This window comes from Providencia sp. PROV116 (genome assembly GCF_028482485.1).
Lineage (GTDB): Bacteria > Pseudomonadota > Gammaproteobacteria > Enterobacterales > Enterobacteriaceae > Providencia > Providencia rettgeri.
The window spans coordinates 38,465-60,191 of sequence record NZ_JAMPQO010000031.1; the positions used below are offsets into that span (position 1 = coordinate 38,465).

Below are 21,727 nucleotides of genomic sequence, written 5' to 3' on the forward strand. Positions count from 1 at the left end.
AAGTTGAAATAACATGATGTTTACTCAAGAAAAAAATCAGGCATTAGGTTCACCCAAAGTCGTCGTGTTAACCAATAAAAATGATATGGAAATTACCCTGACAAGTTTAGGGGCAAGTTGGCTAAGTTGTATTTTACCGCTAGCGAGTGGGAAACGAGACGTTGTCCTAGGTTCGCCAAATATGGATAAACAGAAGGAACAAGACGTGTATTTGGGGGCGACAGTGGGGCGCGTGGCTAACCGTATCGCGAATGCACGCTTTTCTATTCATGGTGAAAATTATTTAGTATCAGCCAACCAAGGGGTGAATTGCTTACATGGTGGGAAAGATAATTTTAGCTATCGAGTTTGGGCAGTTTCACAGCCTAGTGCTCAACAGGTTATTTTTTCACTTATTTCGCCAGATGGTGACCAAGGTTTTCCTGGGGAATTGAACGTTGAGGTGAGTTATGAATTAACGGATGAAAACCAAGTGATTATCCGCTATAAACACCAAACTACAAAGAGCTGCCCTGTGAACCTAACCAATCATGCTTATTTTAATTTGGCAGGTGAATGTAGTGAAAAAACAGCTCTAGATCACGCTCTTACGATTTACAGTGATTGTTATTTACCGACAGATAAAACAGGGATCCCCAGTGGAGAGTGGCGTAATGTGACTGGTGGCAATTTTGATTTTCGCCAAAGCAAACTCATTGGCCGTGACTTTCTCCAAGATAACGACCAAGTTTCTGCCGGGGGATATGATCACACATTTATTCTCGATACAGCTCGTATTGATGGACGGCAAACGGTGGCATCGCTGTGTGCTCCTGAAGGGGACGTAAACATGAATATTTCTACAACGATGCCCAGCATGCAGCTTTATACAGGGAATTATTTGATTTCAGTTGCGGGTAAAACAAAATCGTATACGCCTTTTTCTGGTGTTGCATTTGAAACGCAATTTCCACCTGATGCGATTAACCACCCTGAATGGGGGGAGCGATACAGCCCGATTTCACAGCCTAATCAAATATATTGTAGTGAAACGTGTTATCAATTTATTTTCTAAGTATATTGTTGATTAACACCGCTGAAATGCGGTGTTTTGTTTTTCTATATTATGCATTGATGAGTTTTAGCTAAATAATTTTAATATGCGCTATGCCATTGTTTTTAATTCTAGCTCATTGTTTAATAAGCCATCCTAATTGTAGAGGTGCACGATGGCGACAATCAAAGATGTGGCAAAAGAAGCAGGTGTTTCTGTTGCAACTGTTTCACGGGTGATTAATCAATCACCTAAGGCAAGCCAAGCTTCTATTGCATCAGTAAAAAATGCAATGAATAAGCTAGGGTACCGCCCAAATGCGGCGGCTCGCGCGTTAGTGAACCAAAGCTCAAATACAATTGGGGTGCTCGTTAACGATGTGTCAGACCCATTTTTCGGTGTTATGGTTAAAGCTGTTGATGCGGTAGCCCATAAAAATGGTAAACATATCTTGATTTGTAACGGTTATCATAATGCAAAAGAAGAACGCCAATCTATTGAGCTGTTGATTAACAACCGCTGTGATGCTTTGGTCATTCACTCTAAAGCCCTTGATGATGCTGAACTACTCCAATATGCGAACGAAGTCCCGAGTATGGTACTGATCAACCGCCATATTGATGAGATTGCAACCCGCTGTATTTCATTAAATAACTACAAAGGTGCCTATTTAGCGACGGAACACCTTATTCGACATGGGCACACTAAAATTGCGTACATCTCTTCAAATCACCAAATTGAGGATGCGATACAACGTTTACAGGGCTATCGAGACGCATTAAAAAATAATGGTATTCAACTGTCTGATAGCTATGTTGAATATGGTGCTCCTTATGGGGAAGGTGGCGAGCAAGCGATGACTAACTTGCTGATAAAATCACTCGAGATCACTGCGGTCGTGGGCTACAACGATTTTATGGCTGCGGGGGCCATCGCGGTATTAGATGAAAATGAAATTCACTCGCCAGAACAAGTTTCGGTTATTGGTTTTGATGATGTATTGATTGCCCGCTATATCCATCCACGCTTAACAACGATTCGTTATCCCATTCAAATGATGGCAGAAAAAGCCACTCAGTTAGCACTTTCCTTAGCAAGAGGGGAAAAAACGACAGTTGAAAGTTTGATTTACTCACCGACACTGGTTCAACGTAATTCAGTTAGGCCTTTGCACGCCTAGTGATTTTATAGGTACAGGATTACGGTTATTTATGTAAACGTTATCATTAATATTTGATGAGCTTCACGGAACCATCAAAAAGTAGATTACTTTCCAGTAATTCGCCTTCGTTATTTTCTGAAAATTTGCATTAAAATCTGTTATTTAACCCACTAAGTTAACGTTGTTGAGGATATTGTGAAAATATGTGATTCATTTAACGGTGATATTTTGTGGTAACGTTTACACTTACTTCGTTATCATTTAGCGAAGGAATTTGATTATGCAAACTGAAGGGGTTGGGTTAAGCACATTAGATTACGGAATATTCATTCTGTATGTGCTTATCATTATTAGTGTGGGTCTTTGGGTTTCTCGAGATAAAAAAGGGCAAAAAAAAGGTACAAAAGACTATTTTCTGGCAGGAAAAACATTACCTTGGTGGGCGATAGGTTCTTCACTGATTGCGGCAAATATCTCTGCAGAGCAGTTTATTGGTATGTCCGGCTCTGGATTTTCAATTGGTTTGGCCATCGCATCCTATGAATGGATGGCAGCACTAACTCTGATTATTGTCGCAAAATACTTTATGCCCGTATTTATTGATAAAGGCATTTTTACCATTCCAGAATTTGTTGAAAAACGCTTTAATAAAACGTTAAAAACGATCTTAGCCGTATTCTGGTTGGCACTATTTATCTTTGTTAATTTAACTTCAGTTCTCTATTTAGGGTCGTTAGCATTACAGACAATCCTAGGTATTCCAATGCATTATGCTATTTTTGGCTTAGCATTATTTGCAGTGATTTACTCTCTTTATGGCGGGCTATCTGCGGTTGCGTGGACGGATGTCGTACAAGTTTTCTTTTTAATTTTAGGCGGTTTTTTAACCACAATAATGGCGGTGAGCTATATTGGTGGTGATGCGGGTTTATTCGCGGGTATGAGCCGTATGGCAAGTGAAGCGCCTGCACATTTTGAAATGATTTTAAGCCAAGACAACCCGCAATTTAGCAATTTACCCGGTATTGCCGTATTAATTGGCGGACTATGGGTTGCCAATTTATATTACTGGGGCTTCAACCAATATATTATTCAACGTGCATTAGCGGCCAAATCTATTAATGAAGCTCAAAAAGGCTTGGTTTTTGCGGCATTTCTCAAACTGATTGTCCCAATCCTTGTTGTTGTACCGGGTATTGCTGCATTTGTGATTGTTTCTGACCCTGCATTACTGGCGGGATTAGGAACAATGGCACAAGAGCATATACCAACACTGGCCCAAGCGGACAAAGCCTATCCATGGTTAACTCAATTCTTACCTGTCGGCGCTAAAGGGGTCGTATTCGCGGCATTAGCTGCGGCTATCGTTTCTTCTTTAGCTTCCATGTTGAACTCAGTGGCAACTATTTTCACCATGGATATCTACAAAGAATACATTGCTCCATCAACCGCGGATCATAAGCTAGTGAATGTCGGGCGGATTAGTGCAGTTGTTGCGTTAATTGTGGCATGTTTTATCGCACCATTATTAGGCAACATTGGACAAGCTTTCCAATATATTCAAGAGTATACGGGGTTAGTTAGTCCGGGTATTTTAGCGGTATTCTTACTAGGCTTATTTTGGAAGAAAACCAATGCAAAAGGCGCGATTATCGGTGTGCTGCTCTCAATTCCGTTTGCACTATTCTTAAAACTGATGCCATTAGGCATGCCATTCCTTGACCAAATGATGTACACCTTCTTCTTTACTGCGGTTGTGATTGGTTTAATTAGCCTGACAACGGCAAAAGAAGATGACTGTGAGGGGGCGATTATTTTAACGTCCGAGACCTTTAAAACGTCGACAGGTTTCAATATCGCATCCTACGCAATTATGGTTATCTTGTGCGTGTTATATGCGTTGTTTTGGTAGCGCAATATTTCTAACAACCTGATAAGTAAATGATAGCACTAGGCGGGAAGGAACACTCCCGCCTTATTTTTTGCATTTATTAACTTAAATAATGACCTAACATTTAGTATCGAAATCATTTTCGTTATTCTCGCTTAATAATCTCCCTTCCTTATGTATGGTTAATTGTGTCTAAATTGATTTTTTTAATAACTATTTGTTATAAGTAAATATGCCAAATTGATTTTAATTTGACTTATTTTTAGGAATAATACTGAGACTTATTATTATTATCATTGGAACTATTTTGTGAAAAATTTAGGTTTATTTCGTTTACATCAGGTTGCCATTTTCACCTTGTTAGCGCTGGCTGTTCAAAACCAATCCATGGCAAATGAACAAAATAGCGACAAACAAGACTCTTTCGTTGTCAGTGCGCAAGCACTCAAAGTGAATACTGCGCTGCAAGAAACGCCAAAATCTGTTTCGATTATTACGGAACAAGATTTGACTATACATGCTCCACAAAAAATTGATGAAGCACTTCGTTATACCTCGGGGGTTGTTGCACAACCTTACGGGGCTGATAATGATACTGATTGGTTCAAAGTTCGCGGTTTTGATGCCGCAACCTATTTAGATAATAGCCGGTTATATAGAGATGGCTACTATACTTGGTTGCTTGAGCCTTATGGGTTGGAAAGTATTGAAGTCGTGAAGGGGTCATCAGCCGTTCTCTTTGGCGAATCCACTCCTGGAGGCGCTGTTAATTTAGTAACGAAAAAACCATCTATTAATGCAAAAAATGAAATATTTTTAGAAGCGGGTAATAACGATCACCAAGCGCTAGGTTTTGATCTTTCTACGGCGTCAGTCGATGCAGGTGCCCGCTACCGTTTAGTGGGAACGATGAAAAAATCAGATGGGGAACTCAAAGACACAGATAATAAACGTATTTATCTGGCGCCAAGTGCGGCATTTGACTTGTCTGATCAGACTATACTTACGTTAATGGGAACGTATCTGCACGATGATGGTACGCCCACGAATCCTTTTTTCCCAGCAGCGGGAACATTAATTCACTCTAATTATGGCAAAATTAAACCATCAACCAATTTAGGTGAGCCTGATTACGATAAATATAAGCGAACTCAGTTCTCAGTGGGTTATTTATTAGAACATCAATTTAATGATGAGTGGCGTTTTGCTCAGCGTGTGAATTATGGTTACAACGACCTAACACTCAGAAGTGTTTATGCTTTCTTTAATGCAGACCCTACCGTGCAGGAATTGGGGCAAGGTATTGTTTTTCGCGATGGTAAAAACCAAAGTTTTAGTTTTGATAACAATATCGTCGGTGAATGGGATAGTGAGCGGTTTGAAAATACCTTACTTTCGGGTATTGAATTCCAATATCATCAAACCAAAGGCGATGAACAGGATAATTATGCTTTTGGTAAAATTAACCCGTGGAAGCCAGTTTATGGGCACTATACCCCACTTGACCCATCAAATAACATTCATCGCACTATTGATAAAACACAAGCTAGTATTTATTCACAATACCAAACAAAGCTTGATAGCAAATGGATTGGGGTCGTTGGTGCACGTTATGATTGGGTAAAAACTGAAAATAAAGCACATAAAAAAGCAGAAGATGAGTCTAGAAATGATGGGCAGATGAGTTTAAATGCGGGTTTAATGTATATTGCTGACAATGGCATTTCACCTTATTTAAATTACTCTCAATCTTTTGAAGTTCAATCGACAATCGACCCAACCACCCAAAAACTATATAAACCACTTAAAGGTGAGCAATTTGAAGCAGGTATCAAATATACACCTTATTTTATGGATGGTTATTGGAATATTGCTTGGTTCGATATCGAACAAAAAAATGCGTTAGTCACAACTCCTGAACACCCTGTTGCAACACAAACAGGTGAAGTCACTTCACAAGGTATAGAAACAGAACTATTTGCAAGTGTTACTGATAATTGGGATATTAAAGCGACATACACTTATACCAATGCGAAAACAGATCAAACAGGTGGTAAGGGACGTAAACAGGCTGGTATGATCCCCAAACATATGGCGACTGTCTGGACTGACTACGAAATTCCAATCGTGAGTAACCAGTCGTTAAAACTCGGAACTGGTATTCGCTATTATGGTCAATCAAAAGACAACCCAGCGAGCAGCAACCGTTCTGTTCCTAGTGCGATGCTCTGGGATATGGCCGCGATATATCAATTATCGAATAATTGGCAGTTCCAGTTCAATATGAATAACATTCTCAATAAAGAGTATGTTTCATCTTGTGATACCTGGTGCTACTACGGCCAATCGCGTTCATTTGTGTTACAAACAAAGTACACTTGGTAATTTTAAAAAAGGCATGCTAATAACCTTGGCATGTCTTGAGTCCTTTCTATGTTTCGATTAACAAATATTAATATCGTTCGCGATCATCGTGCTATTTTATCTATAGATTCGTTAAATATACCGACAACAGAACTCACAGTGGTTCTTGGTCATAATGGCTCTGGAAAATCTACACTGGTTAATCTTCTTTCAGGGCAGATGGCACCGGATAGCGGACAAATCGATTTAAATGGCATGAGTCTTTCTCGATATAAAACGAAAGAATTAGCGCAGAAAATCGCGTATTTACCACAAAAACTGCCAGCCTCAGCGGGGCTGTCTGTGAAAGAACTTGTACGGTTAGGTCGTTTTCCGTGCCGAGGTGCACTTGGTCGCTGGCAAGCTGACGATGAAATTATTATCCAGCAAGCAATGGAAAAAGCGGGAGTTGAGGGGTTTTCTTCGAGCTTAGCAGACAATTTGTCTGGTGGAGAGCGCCAGCGCGCATGGGTTGCCATGTTACTTGCCCAACAATCACCGGTTTTAATACTGGATGAACCGACTTCTGCATTAGATATTCACCATCAATACCAGTTAATGAATTTATTGAGTGAGCTTAATAAAGTTCATGGGATTGGTGTGATTGTGATCCTTCATGACCTCAACCTTTCTCTACGCTACGCAACACACATAGTGGCATTAAAAAAAGGGAAAATAGAATTTGAGGGAAAAAGTGTTCTTCTTCATGATGAAGCAAGGCTATCGTCACTCTACGATACCCCGATTAAGTTAATACCACACCCTAATTTTCCAGAGTCAGAACATCATAGGGTTGCTATCGTATGCGCTTAAGAATCAATTTGCTTGGCCTTATTTTATTAACAAGTACATTATTATGCTCATTTTATACACGGGCTTATTCTGTTACGGACAGTCGTGGTATTATCGAGTTCAATTCGCCGCCTCAGCGCGTTGTGGTTTTAGATTGGGATTTACTGGAGCAGCTATTAACCCTTGAAGTTACCCCTATTGGCGCCACGGAATTAGAGAGTTACCAGCAATGGGTTGTTGACCCTGTTGTTCCTTCTTCAGTCAAAGAGGTAGGAACCCGGGCTGAGCCTAATTTAGAGCAAATTGCCGCATTGAAACCTGATGTTATTATTGCAAGTAGCGCGCAAGAAGATTTACTGCCTTTATTGGAAAAAATAGCGCCAGTCGTTTATTTATCAAATTTTGCACGCCAAGATGACTCAGGGCTTGTAGCCATTGCGCATTTTAAAACGTTGGCTCGCTTATTTGACAAGACCTCTTTTGCTGATGAATATCTAATGAAAATGGATAAACGTTTTGCTGAATTAAGATCACAGCTTGAACGAGCTTTTTCCACGAAACCAAATGTTGCTGTTATCCGGTTTTCAAGTTTAAGCACTATTTTTCTTTATACTGAGAACTCAACGCTAAATTATGTTCTTGAACAGCTTGCATTAAAGCCCGCTATTTTAGTTCCCGCACGTGCTTGGGGAATAGAACAGAGACGAATAAATTCATTACAGTTTATTAATGATGGGTACGTGTTATATATCAAACCATTTGTAGAAGAAAAAAAACTAAATGATTCTATTTTATGGCAGTCGATGCCCTTTGTTAAACAAGGGCGGATAAATAGTGTTCGTCCCGTTTGGAATTATGGTGGTGTATTTTCCTTGCAATTAATGGCGGAAGCATTAACAGAAAGCTTATTACAGGTTGCTCCTCATAATGACAACTAAACAGTACTCAATACCTTTTTTTGTATTAATGGTGTTTGCGCTGATTAATCTTCAGCTCGAACCTGGGGTTATACTCAGTCAGCAATTATTTTTAATTATTCATCCTGCTTCAGCCGATACATTTGCTGATTATTTTTATTTATATGGCCAATTACCACGCCTTGCTATGGCATTATTAGTGGGCGCGACTTTTGGTTTATTGGGCAGTTTGATGCAGCAATTAACACAAAATAATCTTACTTCACCACTGACATTAGGTTCATCATCCGGTGCTTGGTTAGCATTAGTGGTAGTCAATATTTGGTTTAGTAATGAGATTGGGTTATATCAAACGCTAGCTGCGATGGTGGGAGCATTACTTGCATTTGGGTTGGTAATATTAATTGCAGGTATTCGCAATATGACAGGCATTCCGTTAGTTGTTTCGGGAATGGTCATCAATATTTTGTTTGGTGCTATAGCAACTGCATTAATTACATTAAATTCTCAATTTGCACAAAACATTTTTATGTGGGGAGCTGGAAATCTAGCGCAAGATGGCTGGCAAAAAGTGGTTGGTTTATTACCTTTATTGTTCCCTATCATTATTATTATCTGTTTTGCACCTCGTATTTTGACATTATTGAAATTAGGTCATGAGGGGGCTAAAGCTCGTGGCTTATCCGTTTTACCTACTTTCTTGTTTTTTATTGTTTTAGCATCTTGGTTAGTGGCGGCGACTATTTCAACTGTAGGGGTTATTAGTTTTATTGGTTTATTAGCCCCAAATATAGTACGGCGAATGGGTAATATGAGTGCAAGGCAAGAGTTATTAAACAGTGCAGTTGTAGGCGCTATTTTATTGCTTCTTGCAGACAGCGGGGCTATCGCACTAACAAACTACCTTAATATTGTGGTTCCTACGGGGGTAATGACTGCTGCTATTGGTGCTCCTTTATTGATCTGGTTTAGCCGCCGAGCAATGACAGCCCAAGATCAATTATCGATAGGTCTATTACCAACAAAAATAATACTTTCCAAAACCACGGTATGTATTCTTATTTTATTGTTAGCAAGTGGAGTTGTATTTTCACTTTGCTTACAAACGAATGGTGAACAATATTATTGGCAACTGCCATCAAGTTTTCAATGGGATATTAAATGGCCTCGTTTATTAGCGGCTATATTCTCTGGCTTAGCATTGAGTATTGCAGGCGTTTTATTACAAAGAATTATTTATAACCCGTTGGCCAGCCCAGATATTTTAGGGGTTTCTTCAGGTGCTACAGCGGCACTTGTTCTATTTAGTTTACTATTAGGCACTGCTATTCAAACCTCATTTTGGGGTATTGCTTTAATCGGGAGCCTGATTGTATTAGGGATATTGTTGTACCTAGGTAAGCGACACCAATACGCACCAGCAAGCTTAATTTTGACAGGGATCTGCCTAACGGCAACGTTAGAAGCTTTTGTTCAGTTCTTTTTAGCTCAAGGTACATTGAGTAGCTATCGGATATTATTATGGCTTTCAGGGTCAACTTATCGTGTGGAAGGGCAACAGGCCATTATTTTTTCAATCAGTATTGTTGTGTTAGCTATATTAGCGATCACGTTAAATCGTTGGCTAGTTTTATTATCAATTAGTCGGTCATTTGCACAGGGAAGAGGACTAAATTCACAATTAGCGACTATATTGCTATTAATCTTAGTTGCATTATTGTGTGCTTTTGTCACTTCTACTGTTGGCCCTATTGCATTTCTTGGTTTAGTTGCACCCCATATGGCTTTTTTAGTTGGCGCTAAAAAGGCGAAACAACAACTTATTATTAGTGGGTTGATCGGCAGTATATTAATGGTTTGGGCAGATTGGTTAGGACAAATTATTATTTATCCAACACAGATAGCTGCTGGAATATTTGTCGCCATTTTAGGTGGCGGGTATTTTTTATTGCTGATGGCGATGAATAAAATCAAGTCATAATTTATGGTGTAAATATGGCTAACCAAATCGCTACTCAAAAAGACCTAACTAATATTGATAAGTCAGGTCATATCGCGATAGCCATAAAAAAAGATAAATACGAAAAGAAAATAGTAGTATTTATCTTATCCGTATTATTTCAATACCACAGCCCCAGAATGGCAGTAAAAAGGTGAGTTAAGTTGAGCCACGCTCAATTAATTGCCATTCGAGGATTTCATGGCTGTCATCGAGTTGCGGGTGCTTAATTTTATTGAGTAGCAGTTGAACGCTACGGATGCCAAATTGATGCATCGGCTGTACAATAGTACTTAATGGCGGCGTGGTTACTTGACCGAAGGGCACACCATCAAACCCTAACACGGCAATATCATTGGGAATATGCAACCCCTGCTGATGTAAAACACTCATTGCACCGCCTGCGATGACATCAGAAATCGCGAATACGGCATCGGGTTTGGGCGCATTTTGCAGTAACTTTTCCATGGCCTTCGCCCCCGCGGTGTAATCTAATTCTTCTACATATTCGATTTTACAATACTCAAAGCCAAGTTCAGCGAGCGCCTTTCGATACCCTTGTTCCCGTTGTTGCGAATAGAGGTAACGCATATCACTGTTAATTAATGCAATGCGTTGGCGATTTTTCGTTGCTAAATGATAAACGCCAGCGCTAGCGGCTTGTGAATTATCAATAGTAACCGAAGAAGCACGAAATTCTGGATCTCCCTCACCACACTGTACCCACGGAAAATCCCCAATCATATCAGTAAGTCCAGGCAAACAACTCACTGCATCCATAGTGATGACGCCATCAACAACCTTACCTCTGAGTAAACTCAGATAAGCGGATTCACGTGTTGGATTGGATTCAGAATTACATAACAAAATATGATAGCCGTGGCGTTCCGCTTCTTCTTCAATACCTCGTACAACGAGTGAACAAAAGGGGTTAGTGATATTAGACACCAACACCAATAGCATACGACTACGCGAGGTACGTAGTTGGCGCGCTAATAAATTAGGCTGATAATTACACTGAGCGATGGCGGCGAGAACTTTATCGCGAGTTGCGGGTTTGACAATATGTTGATCATTCAATACCCGTGAAACCGTTGCGGCAGAGACTCCTGCGATTTTCGCCACTTTTTCTATCGACATTGTTCACTTTTCCTTTTGTCTATTGCCATGCACAGTATGCAACATCGTGATGAAAAGTACGATTGATACAAGCAACTTGTGATGCAGATTGCAAATTTACCTTTTAGGTCATTATTGAACCATTCAGCTAGTTGCTGAAAGAAACAATTTGGCTATATTTTATAAATGAAATCGATTTCAGTAAAAATGTAATCGATTTCATTTTGGAGTTTAGCTGCCATTTAGTGAAAAGCCTCATTTTATAAACAATAAAACATGAGAGGTAATGAATGGATATACAACTACAGCTTGCGAAATACACTGATCGGAGTGAAGTCGCGCATTTGATTTATCACTCAACGAATGTCTGGTATCAGCAACATGGTTTAGGCGCAATATTTCAGTCTGCGCCTGAAGAGTGCCACTTATTTGTTGATGTATACCAACAACTTGATCCTGACTACCACTGGGTAGCCCGTGATCCACAACTTAATATTCTTGGCTCGTGTTTTTTTCACCCACGTGAAACCCATTTGGGCCTTGGGATTATGAATGTCCATCCCGATGCATTCGGACAGGGTATTGCAAAGAAATTATTGTCCAAAGCGGATGAATTAGCAGGAAATTTACCCATTCGCTTAATTTCAAGTGCCCTGAATTTAGACTCTTATTCTCTTTATCGCCGTGGCGGTTTTACACCTTACGCAATATACCAAGACATGGTGATTTCAGTACCCGAGCAAGGTGTAAATTTCCCTCGTTTGACCGAAGGAATTGTGCGAGATGCTCGAACCGAGGACTTACCAGCTATTTTACAATTGGAAGCGGATTTATTGGGTATTAGCCGTCAGCGGGATATTGAATATTTTTTGAATGACACTAGCGGGTTATGGCGAATTGCAGTCTGGGAGCATAACCAGTGCATCGAAGGTTATCTTGCCTCTATCGCACATCCCGCATCGAGGATGTTAGGACCCGGTTGCAGCTATCGTGATGAGGTAGCACTGGATTTACTCGGTTGGATGTTAGACAAACATCATCGTGGTGCGATGCCAGTCGTTTTAGTTCCCGTAGAGCGAAATGCACTGTGCCAAGCGCTATTGCGATGGGGCGGTCTAATTTGTGAACTGCATCTTGCGCAAGCCAAAGGTTATGCGCAGAAACCAAGCGGCGTGGTTATGCCGTCCTTTTTACCTGAAAGTGGCTAATAAAGAATAGAAATTATTGGGGGTCTTATGGGTACAAATAGTCTTACTCAAGGTGGTAAAAATACTGCCCATGTATGGGTAGTACCGCGATTGGCGTTAATGATGTTCCTTCAATTTTTTGTGTGGGGGGCATGGTATGTCACGCTAGGGGTTGTCATGGGGAAATATGGTTTATCAGCAATTATTGGTGATGCCTATTCGACAGGGCCCATCGCCTCTATTTTATCTCCTTTTGTACTAGGGATGGTAGTTGACCGTTTTTTTGCATCACAAAAAGTGCTTGGCGTGCTGCATCTCATTGGTGCCGGTTTGTTATGGATGATCCCAAGTTACTTTACGGGGGACCATAGCGGTCTGTTATGGATAATCTTTGGTTATATGCTTTGCTATATGCCAACTATTGCTCTTAGTAACAACGTTGCCTTTTATAGTTTACCGAACAGTGAGAAAGCGTTCCCAGTTGTGCGTGCATTCGGTACATTTGGTTGGATTGTTGCGGGGCTGATTGTCGGTTCAACAGGGTTATCAGATAGTACAGAAATTTTCACCTTGGCGGCAGCGGCTTCGTTGGTACTAGCGATTTACAGCTTTACATTACCACACACGCCAGCACCAGAGCGTGGTAAACCTGTTGCGATGCGCGACTTGTTATGTGCGGATGCGTTTGCCATGCTTAAGCAACGTCATTTCTTAGTTTTCATCATTTGTGCAATGCTGATCTCCATCCCATTGGCGGCTTACTATGCCTATGCGGCGCCATTTGTTGCAGCGACAGGGTTTACTAACGTTGGTGGCGTGATGTCTTTAGGGCAGATGTCAGAACTGTTCTTTATGTTATTGATACCCTTCTTCTTTGCACGTCTTGGCATTAAAGTGATGTTACTCATTGGGATGCTGTCTTGGTGCTTACGTTATGTCATGTTTGCCTTAGGGATCGCTGAAGAACTGCGCTGGATGATTTATATCGGCATTTTCTTACATGGTATGTGCTATGACTTCTTCTTTGTTATTGGTTTTATCTATACAGACAAAGTTGCTGGCGAGAAAGTAAAAGGGCAGGCGCAGAGCTTGTTGGTTTTGTTTACCTATGGCGTGGGGATGTTAATTGGTTCACAAATCAGTGGCATGCTGTTCAATAGCATTGTTACAACGGAAGGCGCAGCGGCTCTGCCACAATGGCAAAGTTTCTGGTGGTACCCAGCGATAGGTGCGTTACTGATTGCCGCATTGTTCTTCTTCGCGTTCAACTATAAAGAAAAGCCAGTGGAGGGGAAATAAGATGGCTAATTTACGCGTCTTAGTCGTTGGTTGCGGCAATATGGGAGCCTCTCATGCAGAGGCTTACCACCGAATGGAAGGGGTTGATATCTGCGGGCTGGTGGCTCGTGGTCATTCAAAAGACATTCTCAATGAACATTTAGGTGGTGAATATGCCACGTTTGATAATTACGAACAGGCATTAAAAGCAACGCAACCAGATGCGGTTTGCTTAACGACATACCCTGATACTCATGAAGCTTATGCATTGCTAGCACTCAAGGCAGGCTGTCATGTGTTTATTGAAAAGCCATTAGCCACTACGGTTGAAGGGGCTAAGCGTGTCATTGCTGCGGCTAAACAAGCCCATCGACAAGTGGTGGTAGGTTATATTTTGCGTCATCACCCATCGTGGCAACAATTCATTCATCTAGCTCATGAGCTGGGTAAGCCATTAGTGATGAGAATGAATTTGAATCAACAAAGCCATGGTCAGATGTGGAATGTACACCGTAACTTGATGCAATCACTATCACCGATAGTTGACTGCGGCGTTCATTATTTAGATGTGATGTGCCAAATGACACAAGCTCAACCAGTGAGTGTCAGCGCTATTGGCGCAAGATTGACCGATGAATTACCAGACAACATGTATAACTATGGTCAATTACAGGTTCGTTTTGATGATGGCTCAGTGGGTTGGTATGAGGCGGCTTGGGGGCCAATGATCAGCGAAACGGCGTATTTTATCAAAGATGTCATAGGCCCTCGAGGTGCGGTTTCGATAATGGCTCGCCATGGAGAGGGAAATAGTGATAATGTCGATGGGCACACGCGCACTGACTCTTTACGTATTCACTATGCAGAGCTTGATAAAAACAATGCCTTTAAGCATCCCGACCGTTGGGTTGACTGCCAAGACGAGCCAGGCCATTTGGCGCTATGCCTAAGTGAACAACGTTATTTTGTTCAAGCGATTACGGAACAATTTTCATTAGAACAGCATTTACAAGACGCACTCAATAGCTTGCGAATTGTTCTTGCTGCGGATGAAGCTGTGCGTACACAGCGCACCGTGATTTTAGGGAGTGAGTCATGAAAACAATCCAAGGCCCCGGAATCTTTTTGGCACAATTTATTGGCGAAAAAGCCCCTTTTAACTCATTAGAAGGCCTCGCTGAATGGGCATCAAGCCTAGGTTTTACCCATATCCAAGTGCCAACGATCGACCCACATATCTTTGATTTAGATTTGGCCGCCACAAGCCAAACTTATTGCGATGAGCTGGTTGCCATGTTACAGCAATATGGTATTCAGATCAGTGAGTTATCGACCCATATACAAGGCCAATTAATTGCGGTACATCCAGCGTATGACACGGTTTTTGATGGTTTTGCACCAGCGAGTGTTAGAGGTAATCCTCAAAAGCGCCAGCAGTGGGCGGTAGAGCAACTCATCAAAGCGGCAAAAGCCTCGCAGCACCTAAAGCTAACTACGCACGTGACTTTCTCAGGCGCGCTGGCGTGGCCTTATTTTTACCCTTGGCCCCCTCACAATGCACAACTGTTTGATGAAGCATTTGCTGAACTTGCGCTGCGTTGGTTGCCTATTCTGAATGTGTTTGACGAGTGTGGCGTTGATGTGTGTTACGAGTTGCATCCAGGGGAAGACTTACACGATGGCGTGACATTTGAGCGTTTTCTCGGCCTTGTCGATAACCACCCGCGTTGCCATATTCTCTACGACCCAAGCCATTTATTGCTCCAGCAAATGGATTATCTCGCGTTTATTGATTGCTATCACCAACGCATTCGCGCATTTCATGTCAAAGATGCGGAATATTCACCAAATGGCCGTAGCGGTGTCTATGGTGGCTATCAATCATGGGTTGAGCGCGCAGGGCGTTTTCGTTCGTTAGGGGATGGCCAGATTGATTTTGTCTCTATTTTCAGCAAATTAACCCAGTACGGTTTTTCCGGTATCGCCACAATGGAATGGGAGTGTTGCCTTAAATCTCCAGATGTCGGGGCGAAAGAGGGAGCTGATTTTATCGCCAATCATATTATTCCAGCGGTTGATCATGCCTTTGATGATTTTGCAGCGGTAGATACTAATCTTCAACAAATCAGAGCGTTACTTGGGATCGTGAGTGATAAATAAAGGATAAGGCGATGAGACTAAAGCTGGGAATGGTTGGAGGTGGGGAAGGTGCATTTATTGGTGCAGTGCATCGATTAGCGGCTCGTATGGATGATGAGTTTGAGTTAGTCGCAGGCGCATTTTCTTCGAACGAGCAAAATTGTCAACGTACAGGGCAACGGCTGCACCTTGCGCCTGAACGATGCTACGCTAGCTATCAGCAAATGGCGCAAAGCGAGGCGGCACGTGGTAATGGCATTGATGTGGTTGCGATTGTCACGCCTAATCACTTGCATGCCCCTATTGCCGTTGAATTTTTGCGCTCAGGTATCGACGTGATCTGTGATAAGCCATTGTGTACATCATACTCAGAAGCTTTGCAGCTTGCCGATGTTGTGAGAGAAACGGGTAGGCAACTGATTCTCACGCATAATTACAGTGCTTATCCGCTAATTCGCGAAGCGCGCAGCCGGATATTAGCAGGGGAACTAGGCGAAATTCGTTATATTGAAGTGGAGTATTTGCAGCAATGGCTAGCAACACGATTAGAGGAAACTGAAAACAAGCAAGCGAGTTGGCGTACCGATCCACAAAAAGCGGGAGCGGGCTGTATCGGCGATATCGGTACTCATGCGTGGCAGTTAGCTTCATTTGTCACAGGGATGTTGCCAGAGGCCATTTGTGCGGAACTCACATCAATGATCCCTGAAAGAGTGCTAGATGATGATGTGCGTGTGCAAATGCGTTATCACAACGGAGCAAAAGGGCGTCTATGGGCGAGCCAAGTGGCCTGTGGTGAAGAAAACGGGCTGCGACTACGCATATATGGCAGCCAAGGGAGTCTTTCATTTTCCCAAGAAAATCCTAACCAGTTATGGTTAAAACCGTTTGATTCGCCAATGTATTGTGTGACACGGGGATCAATGTCTCAATGGGAGGAAAACCGTGCGATGTCAAGGGTTCCAGCCGGGCATCCCGAAGGATATTTAGAGGGTTTTGCTCAGGTTTATCGTGAGGCGGCAACTCGTTTACGCGAGGGAAGCGGTGCATCACCGTTATTACCAGGTATTGAAACTGGCCTACAGGGGATGGCATTTATTGATGCCGCAAAACGTAGCCATGATAGCTGCGGTCAATGGATTGATTTTACGCAATATCGTTGCTCATCATAATCTCTGCGATGGATGGTCTGAGGTTAATGAGTTGGTATAATCTATAACCTTTATGAAATATATTTCGGCACAGAGGCTGTAATAATGATTTTTTCTTTGTAATACGGATAAGCAAAAGCGACGAGGGGGAGTGAGCCGGAAAGCTATACTGCTTGATAGAATCAGTTAAAAGGAGAGGATACCTCTCCTAGTGATGTTACACCACCAGCGTGGTGTAACAAAAAATGTTTCAATGTCGGTATGTATCTTGTTACGTGTGCAACTTAATGTCGTTATTTAATCCATTCTTGTTGAATAATTTCGACACTCAATGAGTAATTGATTTAGAGAACAGCTGGATAATAACAATTCCCAGCGCAATGCATGCTAGACCAATTAATGCTGGAAAATCAAGTTTCTGTTTATAAACAAAAAATGATAATGCTGAAACAAGAAATATTCCCGCTCCAGCCCATATCGCATAGGCGATACCAATATTCATACTTTTTACAACTTGGGATAATCCATAAAAAGAAATGGCATAACCAATAACGACAATAATACTGGGTACTAACTTAGTAAACCCATCAGACGCCTTCATCATGGTTGTCGCGGTTGTTTCAGCTATGATAGACACCATTAAGATTGCGTACACTTTCAGCATAAAAACCTCTTTAACTTATTTAGCAAACATTCCAAAATGACAATTTTAAACTATGTTTGAGATAAAAATGTCTAATGGCTATGAAACTCAACGCCTAAGTAAGCGTTTATACCAAGGGACTGGAACTGGGTGTACAATAGCCCGCAAAGCACGTGCATAATCCATAATTAATCCAGGGGTCCATGCCATCATCAGTGCACGCCGACGAATTTGAGCCGCAATCCATAACTCTGGCATGCAAAGTACATTTAAAATCCCGATAAAATCACTTCTCTTTTGCATAGACAAAACACCATCTAATGCAGCCTCCAAACCATATGCAACACTGCTGGAGCAGTTTTGGTATGTTAGGTTATAAATAGGATATTGGCGATATTTTTCCCAAAAACTCAATAAAGAAGCATAGTTATAAACATTGAAAACAATCTGTCTGTCAGATTCACACCATTCGGATGCTTCAGTTTGATAATTAGGCAAGAAACGCCCCGGAACATTATTATCAGCGGTTGCTTTTAGTAGCCTGAAAAACTCTGATGGAGAACGATCAATATCTTCTTCAGGGTACAAGCTGATATAGAGGTGCGGGTAGAGTTCTAGAGATGCATGCCCCGTCGAGATTACTCCTTCAGAATCAACAGCCGCAATATAACGATTAATAATTGGCCGTGGTACAGGGCGTTGGTTTGCGGAGCCTTCGGGGGTCCAGATATGAACAGTCAAAATAGTATCTTGTTCAGTTTCTCTACTTATAGTGGAAGATTGTGGGGTCTCTGTTATGGGTCGCATTGCCCCTTTTTTCTTAAACGACACAGGTAAAGGACGCATCAGTTCAAATATGGATGTTCCTCGTTGGATATGACGGGCTCGAAATGCTAACTTCAGGCATCCAAATCCACTTCCTATCATCAAAAAACCGATAAAAAAAGAAATTGTTGCTTGGTGATGGGTAAACAGAAAAAAGGCAAACAGCATTTCAATTACGCCCCATAATAGGATTAATTGCCATCCAGGAAAACGTACGATCCAAGCTGATGCAACAACAAATAATCCGGTAATAAAAAAAACAAAACCGAACATTGCTGACAATAATACATTGCTATATGTTTGATTAATCAAGATAACCAATGCACAGAACAAAAATAGACCACCTTTAAAGAAAAGTATCGTTTTTTGTGTTCCAATTCCGCTTGAAGCGACACTTAATGTGATCAGACTTTCAAGTAACAATAGAATACCAAACAAATGTATTGGAAAAAAAAGAATACCATCAACACCATCGATGAAAATAAATATACCAATAAAACACCAAAGGAGCCCAATCCCCCAGAGGTAATGTGCTTTTCCTCTGATAAATTCGGCACCGAAAAGTAATAATGCAATTTGTAGCATCACTTATCCTTTGTTATTACATCAATTTTAGGATACTTCACCTAAAATAAACCAATTCCCAACAATCATTACTGGCTTGTTATGACTAAAAATAACACTTCCACGATCTTCTATATTCCACCAACGACCTTCTTTATCTTTCAGACAAAAGGTTATTATTGGAAGAGTGGTTTGAGCTTGCTCTTGTTCCCAATGTCGAGCGAGTTTTTCTCGGTCGTCAGGATGAATAGATTCCATAATTTGCCTTAGATCGGAAAGGGTTGTTAAATCAGCCTTCGGATATGAACAATCTGTATTTCCCCATTCTATAGCACCATTATCTAGATTAAGTTGATATACTAGGTGCTGCGGTTTATAAGCTCCTTGTGTGTCATCAATACTATGAGTACTTCGAGCGACAACTCGTAAAAAAACCATTAATAATGATATTACGGTCAAATACCCCTGTATTAACCACAGTGACTCATGGCGAAATAGGCCATGAAGATAAAAAGGCCCGTGCTGATTACGAGTGTAATAGATTGTAATAGTGGCAAGTATTAATAGTGCTATTGATCCCCCTCTGTTTCCCCACAGCATAGACAGGGTAACAGCAAGCAAAATAGGGATACAGAGTAGCGATAATTTAGCAGTATTACGATGATGATAAAAATAGGAATGGTATATCTGTATCGCAGTATCATTGAATATTAATATAGTGCTAATAATAAGAAGAATAAAAACAATACTTCCCCAAACTATATTAATTTTGAAAGAAGGCACCACCCTTTTGAAATGGGTATTAATTAGCCCCATAATCACTGTTGTGGCAAAGATGTTGCCAGTAATATCAGCAATAAAACCATCCCAAAAAATATCATTAAGTGATGTATTATCAAGCCAATACAAACTGATAGAAAATAGAACTGCATCTGCAAAACTGACAATTATTGTTGCCGATAGCCATAACAATATTAGTTGCAGATCATCTCCTCGTTGAGCATACCTACGGACAATCCAAGCAATAGCAATACAAGAAAGTACTGCCAGAGCGGCGTATATAAGTGAAAGGGTGATTTGCTCACTATCAAAGCCATTCAGAATTAAGTTTAATACAATGAAGCCAATCAGTAATGGTAGCCATTGGCGTTTGTGCATACATAAAAAAGCGGTTGTTGCGACCCCCGCAGGAAACCAAACAACAGAAATATCTGAGTTCTCTGGTGTCAGTATTTCGGAGATTTCACCTGTTACGTAATAAAGTAATAGCCATCCTATTATTACGATTAACGTAGTCTTATTTGATAGTAAAGATGTTTTCATAGTTTATTTCAGGTTATGCATCATAAAGTTATGTTTGGCCTTATCTTAATGCGAAAAGGTCTACATCATTTCTCTTTTCAAAAAATATCAAAATGATATCTTGAGGTATAGCTATTATTATATTTTTTCCTGTATTTTTAGACACTTTTTATTTTATTCTGAGTTCGGCGCTGTAGGTACTTCAATGAACATTACGCGTCTAGAAAAAGCCAATAGCGCACCTAATCTGAATTTCTTAAAAAGAAAAACACGGCTTGTTGTTTTCATAGACAGCTATTCGTGAAAGATACCCACGTTATATAAAGCAGTAGCCGAGCAATAATGGCAAAAATTGAGCGTGTCCACCACAATTAAAAATAGCTAACAAGAGTTAGCTATTTTTGAGACAATACCAATGAGATAACACTATAAAAATACTAAAATAAGTATCTGACACCAAATACAACTTCTTGAGATTTAAGGTGTGCTTTCATTTGCTCGTCTTGTAAGCCTCGAGCATTAGCAAATCGGTTCATGCCACTTTCGATTTTACCTAGATCCACATAACGGTAGCTTAAGTCAAAATTGAGTTTATTAATAGGTTCATAGCTGACGCCGCCACCGAGAGAATATACCAAGTTTGTATCAGTGTTACTTGCGTATTGACGTGAAACATTTCCTTGCCATCCAGACGATTTTACTTTTGCGATACCAACACCAACGGTTCCATAAATAGAAACTCCCTGATAAATTTCATAATCACGGTAAGCATTTAGCATTAATCGTTGGGACTCTGTTTTATGGTGATTCAAGCTGGTCGGAAAAGTGGTTGATCCACTTGTATATTCTGCCTTTTTATTGAAAGTATATTCTGCTTCTGTACGCCAACCATTACCAAATTGATAGCCAGCAGCTAAAGAGCCATTATAAAAATCATCTTTATCATCACCCGAGACAAATTGACCAATACCAGGTCTACTACTGGTATCCATATTATCTGCTTTTTGCCATACCTTCGAGAGCCTTGCAGCACCATAATAGCCCTCATCATTCGTAGAGGCTAAGGCATTTCCAGCTGCACTTCCAAATACAGCAATTACTAATAATAAGTGTAATTTAGTCATGTTATAGTTTCCTTTGTGTATTATATTGAGATGGGATTATTGCAGGTAGTGGTTATTAGTAAAGGGGAGTTATTTGATTGATATGTTCAATTTATTTCAACAAAATGATATAGATGTTACTTGGATTACCGCATTCTTCATGAAATGAGCATTTCATCTTCTAATTAATGCTTCATATTGCTAAGATTTTTTTATCCT

18 protein-coding genes are annotated in these 21,727 nt (G+C 40.8%); 13 read left to right on the forward strand and 5 right to left on the reverse strand.

Translation table 11 applies throughout. The features are described from left to right. Window positions 1-13 precede the first annotated feature (13 nt). The 8 genes from galM (at window position 14) to PSE72_RS18230 (ending at window position 10,355) form a co-directional block, all read left to right on the forward strand. Window positions 14-1,054: a galactose-1-epimerase gene (gene galM / locus PSE72_RS18195; protein ID WP_217007919.1), complete on the forward strand. Its 1,041-nt coding sequence runs from the start codon at window positions 14-16 to the stop codon at window positions 1,052-1,054. A gap of 154 nt (window positions 1,055-1,208) precedes the next feature. Further along, window positions 1,209-2,213, forward strand: a complete 1,005-nt coding sequence (locus tag PSE72_RS18200; protein WP_198641459.1) for a substrate-binding domain-containing protein — start codon at window positions 1,209-1,211, stop codon at window positions 2,211-2,213. A gap of 262 nt (window positions 2,214-2,475) precedes the next feature. Beyond that, on the forward strand, window positions 2,476-4,107 hold the full coding sequence (locus PSE72_RS18205; protein WP_198641460.1) for a sodium/sugar symporter: 1,632 nt from the start codon (window positions 2,476-2,478) through the stop codon (window positions 4,105-4,107). Window positions 4,108-4,395: 288 nt separating this feature from the next. Beyond that, window positions 4,396-6,471, forward strand: a complete 2,076-nt coding sequence (locus tag PSE72_RS18210; protein ID WP_115166912.1) for a TonB-dependent siderophore receptor — start codon at window positions 4,396-4,398, stop codon at window positions 6,469-6,471. 48 nt (window positions 6,472-6,519) lie between these two features. Further along, complete coding sequence (locus PSE72_RS18215; protein WP_272691046.1) at window positions 6,520-7,302, forward strand: ABC transporter ATP-binding protein; 783 nt, start codon at window positions 6,520-6,522, stop codon at window positions 7,300-7,302. Further along, window positions 7,293-8,219, forward strand: a complete 927-nt coding sequence (locus tag PSE72_RS18220; RefSeq protein ID WP_115166914.1) for an ABC transporter substrate-binding protein — start codon at window positions 7,293-7,295, stop codon at window positions 8,217-8,219. Before PSE72_RS18215 ends, PSE72_RS18220 begins: the two co-directional genes overlap by 10 nt. Further along, window positions 8,209-10,179 carry a Fe(3+)-hydroxamate ABC transporter permease FhuB gene (fhuB, locus tag PSE72_RS18225; protein ID WP_115166915.1) on the forward strand — a complete coding sequence of 657 codons (1,971 nt, stop codon included), beginning with the start codon at window positions 8,209-8,211 and terminating at the stop codon, window positions 10,177-10,179. Before PSE72_RS18220 ends, fhuB begins: the two co-directional genes overlap by 11 nt. 14 nt (window positions 10,180-10,193) lie before the next feature. Further along, window positions 10,194-10,355 (forward strand): hypothetical protein, encoded by a 162-nt coding sequence (locus PSE72_RS18230; RefSeq protein ID WP_198641464.1) that lies wholly within the window; start codon window positions 10,194-10,196, stop codon window positions 10,353-10,355. A 1-nt stretch (window position 10,356) separates the two neighbouring features. Here the strand turns inward: PSE72_RS18230 and PSE72_RS18235 are convergent, their stop codons facing one another. After that, on the reverse strand, window positions 10,357-11,337 hold the full coding sequence (locus PSE72_RS18235; RefSeq protein ID WP_115166916.1) for a LacI family DNA-binding transcriptional regulator: 981 nt from the start codon (window positions 11,335-11,337) through the stop codon (window positions 10,357-10,359). 269 nt (window positions 11,338-11,606) lie between these two features. Between PSE72_RS18235 and PSE72_RS18240 the strand changes: the two genes are divergently transcribed. Genes PSE72_RS18240 through PSE72_RS18260 form a run of 5 tightly spaced genes read left to right on the forward strand, consistent with a single transcriptional unit; the run spans window position 11,607 to window position 17,092 of the window. Beyond that, window positions 11,607-12,524, forward strand: coding sequence for a GNAT family N-acetyltransferase (locus PSE72_RS18240; protein WP_115166917.1), 918 nt, complete (start codon window positions 11,607-11,609; stop codon window positions 12,522-12,524). A gap of 27 nt (window positions 12,525-12,551) precedes the next feature. Continuing rightward, on the forward strand, window positions 12,552-13,802 hold the full coding sequence (locus tag PSE72_RS18245) for an MFS transporter (RefSeq protein WP_198641465.1): 1,251 nt from the start codon (window positions 12,552-12,554) through the stop codon (window positions 13,800-13,802). A gap of 1 nt (window position 13,803) precedes the next feature. Beyond that, window positions 13,804-14,880 (forward strand): Gfo/Idh/MocA family protein, encoded by a 1,077-nt coding sequence (locus tag PSE72_RS18250; RefSeq protein WP_004912903.1) that lies wholly within the window; start codon window positions 13,804-13,806, stop codon window positions 14,878-14,880. Then, a complete protein-coding gene (locus tag PSE72_RS18255; RefSeq protein ID WP_109913146.1) occupies window positions 14,877-15,941 on the forward strand; it encodes a sugar phosphate isomerase/epimerase family protein in 1,065 nt (354 codons plus the stop codon). Before PSE72_RS18250 ends, PSE72_RS18255 begins: the two co-directional genes overlap by 4 nt. Window positions 15,942-15,952: 11 nt before the next feature. Next, complete coding sequence (locus tag PSE72_RS18260; protein ID WP_117162492.1) at window positions 15,953-17,092, forward strand: Gfo/Idh/MocA family protein; 1,140 nt, start codon at window positions 15,953-15,955, stop codon at window positions 17,090-17,092. Window positions 17,093-17,399: 307 nt separating this feature from the next. On the opposite strand, the gene PSE72_RS18265 is transcribed toward PSE72_RS18260, so the two are convergent. From PSE72_RS18265 to PSE72_RS18280, 4 genes are all read right to left on the reverse strand, one after another. Next, window positions 17,400-17,732 carry a DMT family transporter gene (locus PSE72_RS18265; RefSeq protein WP_371021498.1) on the reverse strand — a complete coding sequence of 111 codons (333 nt, stop codon included), beginning with the start codon at window positions 17,730-17,732 and terminating at the stop codon, window positions 17,400-17,402. A gap of 90 nt (window positions 17,733-17,822) precedes the next feature. Further along, on the reverse strand, window positions 17,823-19,124 hold the full coding sequence (locus PSE72_RS18270; RefSeq protein ID WP_004912893.1) for an HdeD family acid-resistance protein: 1,302 nt from the start codon (window positions 19,122-19,124) through the stop codon (window positions 17,823-17,825). A 27-nt stretch (window positions 19,125-19,151) separates the two neighbouring features. Further along, window positions 19,152-20,426, reverse strand: coding sequence for an MASE1 domain-containing protein (locus PSE72_RS18275; RefSeq protein WP_213942751.1), 1,275 nt, complete (start codon window positions 20,424-20,426; stop codon window positions 19,152-19,154). A gap of 416 nt (window positions 20,427-20,842) precedes the next feature. After that, window positions 20,843-21,529, reverse strand: a complete 687-nt coding sequence (locus PSE72_RS18280) for an outer membrane protein (RefSeq protein WP_198641468.1) — start codon at window positions 21,527-21,529, stop codon at window positions 20,843-20,845. Between the last annotated feature and the right edge of the window lie 198 nt (window positions 21,530-21,727).

Coding starts and splice junctions, on each gene's coding strand:
- galM (WP_217007919.1), top strand. CDS start 14: ATGATGTTTACTCAAGAAAAAAATCAGGCATTAGGTTCACCCAAAGTC.
- PSE72_RS18200 (WP_198641459.1), top strand. CDS start 1,209: ATGGCGACAATCAAAGATGTGGCAAAAGAAGCAGGTGTTTCTGTTGCA.
- PSE72_RS18205 (WP_198641460.1), top strand. CDS start 2,476: ATGCAAACTGAAGGGGTTGGGTTAAGCACATTAGATTACGGAATATTC.
- PSE72_RS18215 (WP_272691046.1), top strand. CDS start 6,520: ATGTTTCGATTAACAAATATTAATATCGTTCGCGATCATCGTGCTATT.
- PSE72_RS18220 (WP_115166914.1), top strand. CDS start 7,293: ATGCGCTTAAGAATCAATTTGCTTGGCCTTATTTTATTAACAAGTACA.
- fhuB (WP_115166915.1), top strand. CDS start 8,209: ATGACAACTAAACAGTACTCAATACCTTTTTTTGTATTAATGGTGTTT.
- PSE72_RS18230 (WP_198641464.1), top strand. CDS start 10,194: ATGGCTAACCAAATCGCTACTCAAAAAGACCTAACTAATATTGATAAG.
- PSE72_RS18235 (WP_115166916.1), bottom strand. CDS start 11,337: ATGTCGATAGAAAAAGTGGCGAAAATCGCAGGAGTCTCTGCCGCAACG.
- PSE72_RS18240 (WP_115166917.1), top strand. CDS start 11,607: ATGGATATACAACTACAGCTTGCGAAATACACTGATCGGAGTGAAGTC.
- PSE72_RS18245 (WP_198641465.1), top strand. CDS start 12,552: ATGGGTACAAATAGTCTTACTCAAGGTGGTAAAAATACTGCCCATGTA.
- PSE72_RS18250 (WP_004912903.1), top strand. CDS start 13,804: ATGGCTAATTTACGCGTCTTAGTCGTTGGTTGCGGCAATATGGGAGCC.
- PSE72_RS18255 (WP_109913146.1), top strand. CDS start 14,877: ATGAAAACAATCCAAGGCCCCGGAATCTTTTTGGCACAATTTATTGGC.
- PSE72_RS18260 (WP_117162492.1), top strand. CDS start 15,953: ATGAGACTAAAGCTGGGAATGGTTGGAGGTGGGGAAGGTGCATTTATT.
- PSE72_RS18270 (WP_004912893.1), bottom strand. CDS start 19,124: ATGCTACAAATTGCATTATTACTTTTCGGTGCCGAATTTATCAGAGGA.
- PSE72_RS18275 (WP_213942751.1), bottom strand. CDS start 20,426: ATGAAAACATCTTTACTATCAAATAAGACTACGTTAATCGTAATAATA.
- PSE72_RS18280 (WP_198641468.1), bottom strand. CDS start 21,529: ATGACTAAATTACACTTATTATTAGTAATTGCTGTATTTGGAAGTGCA.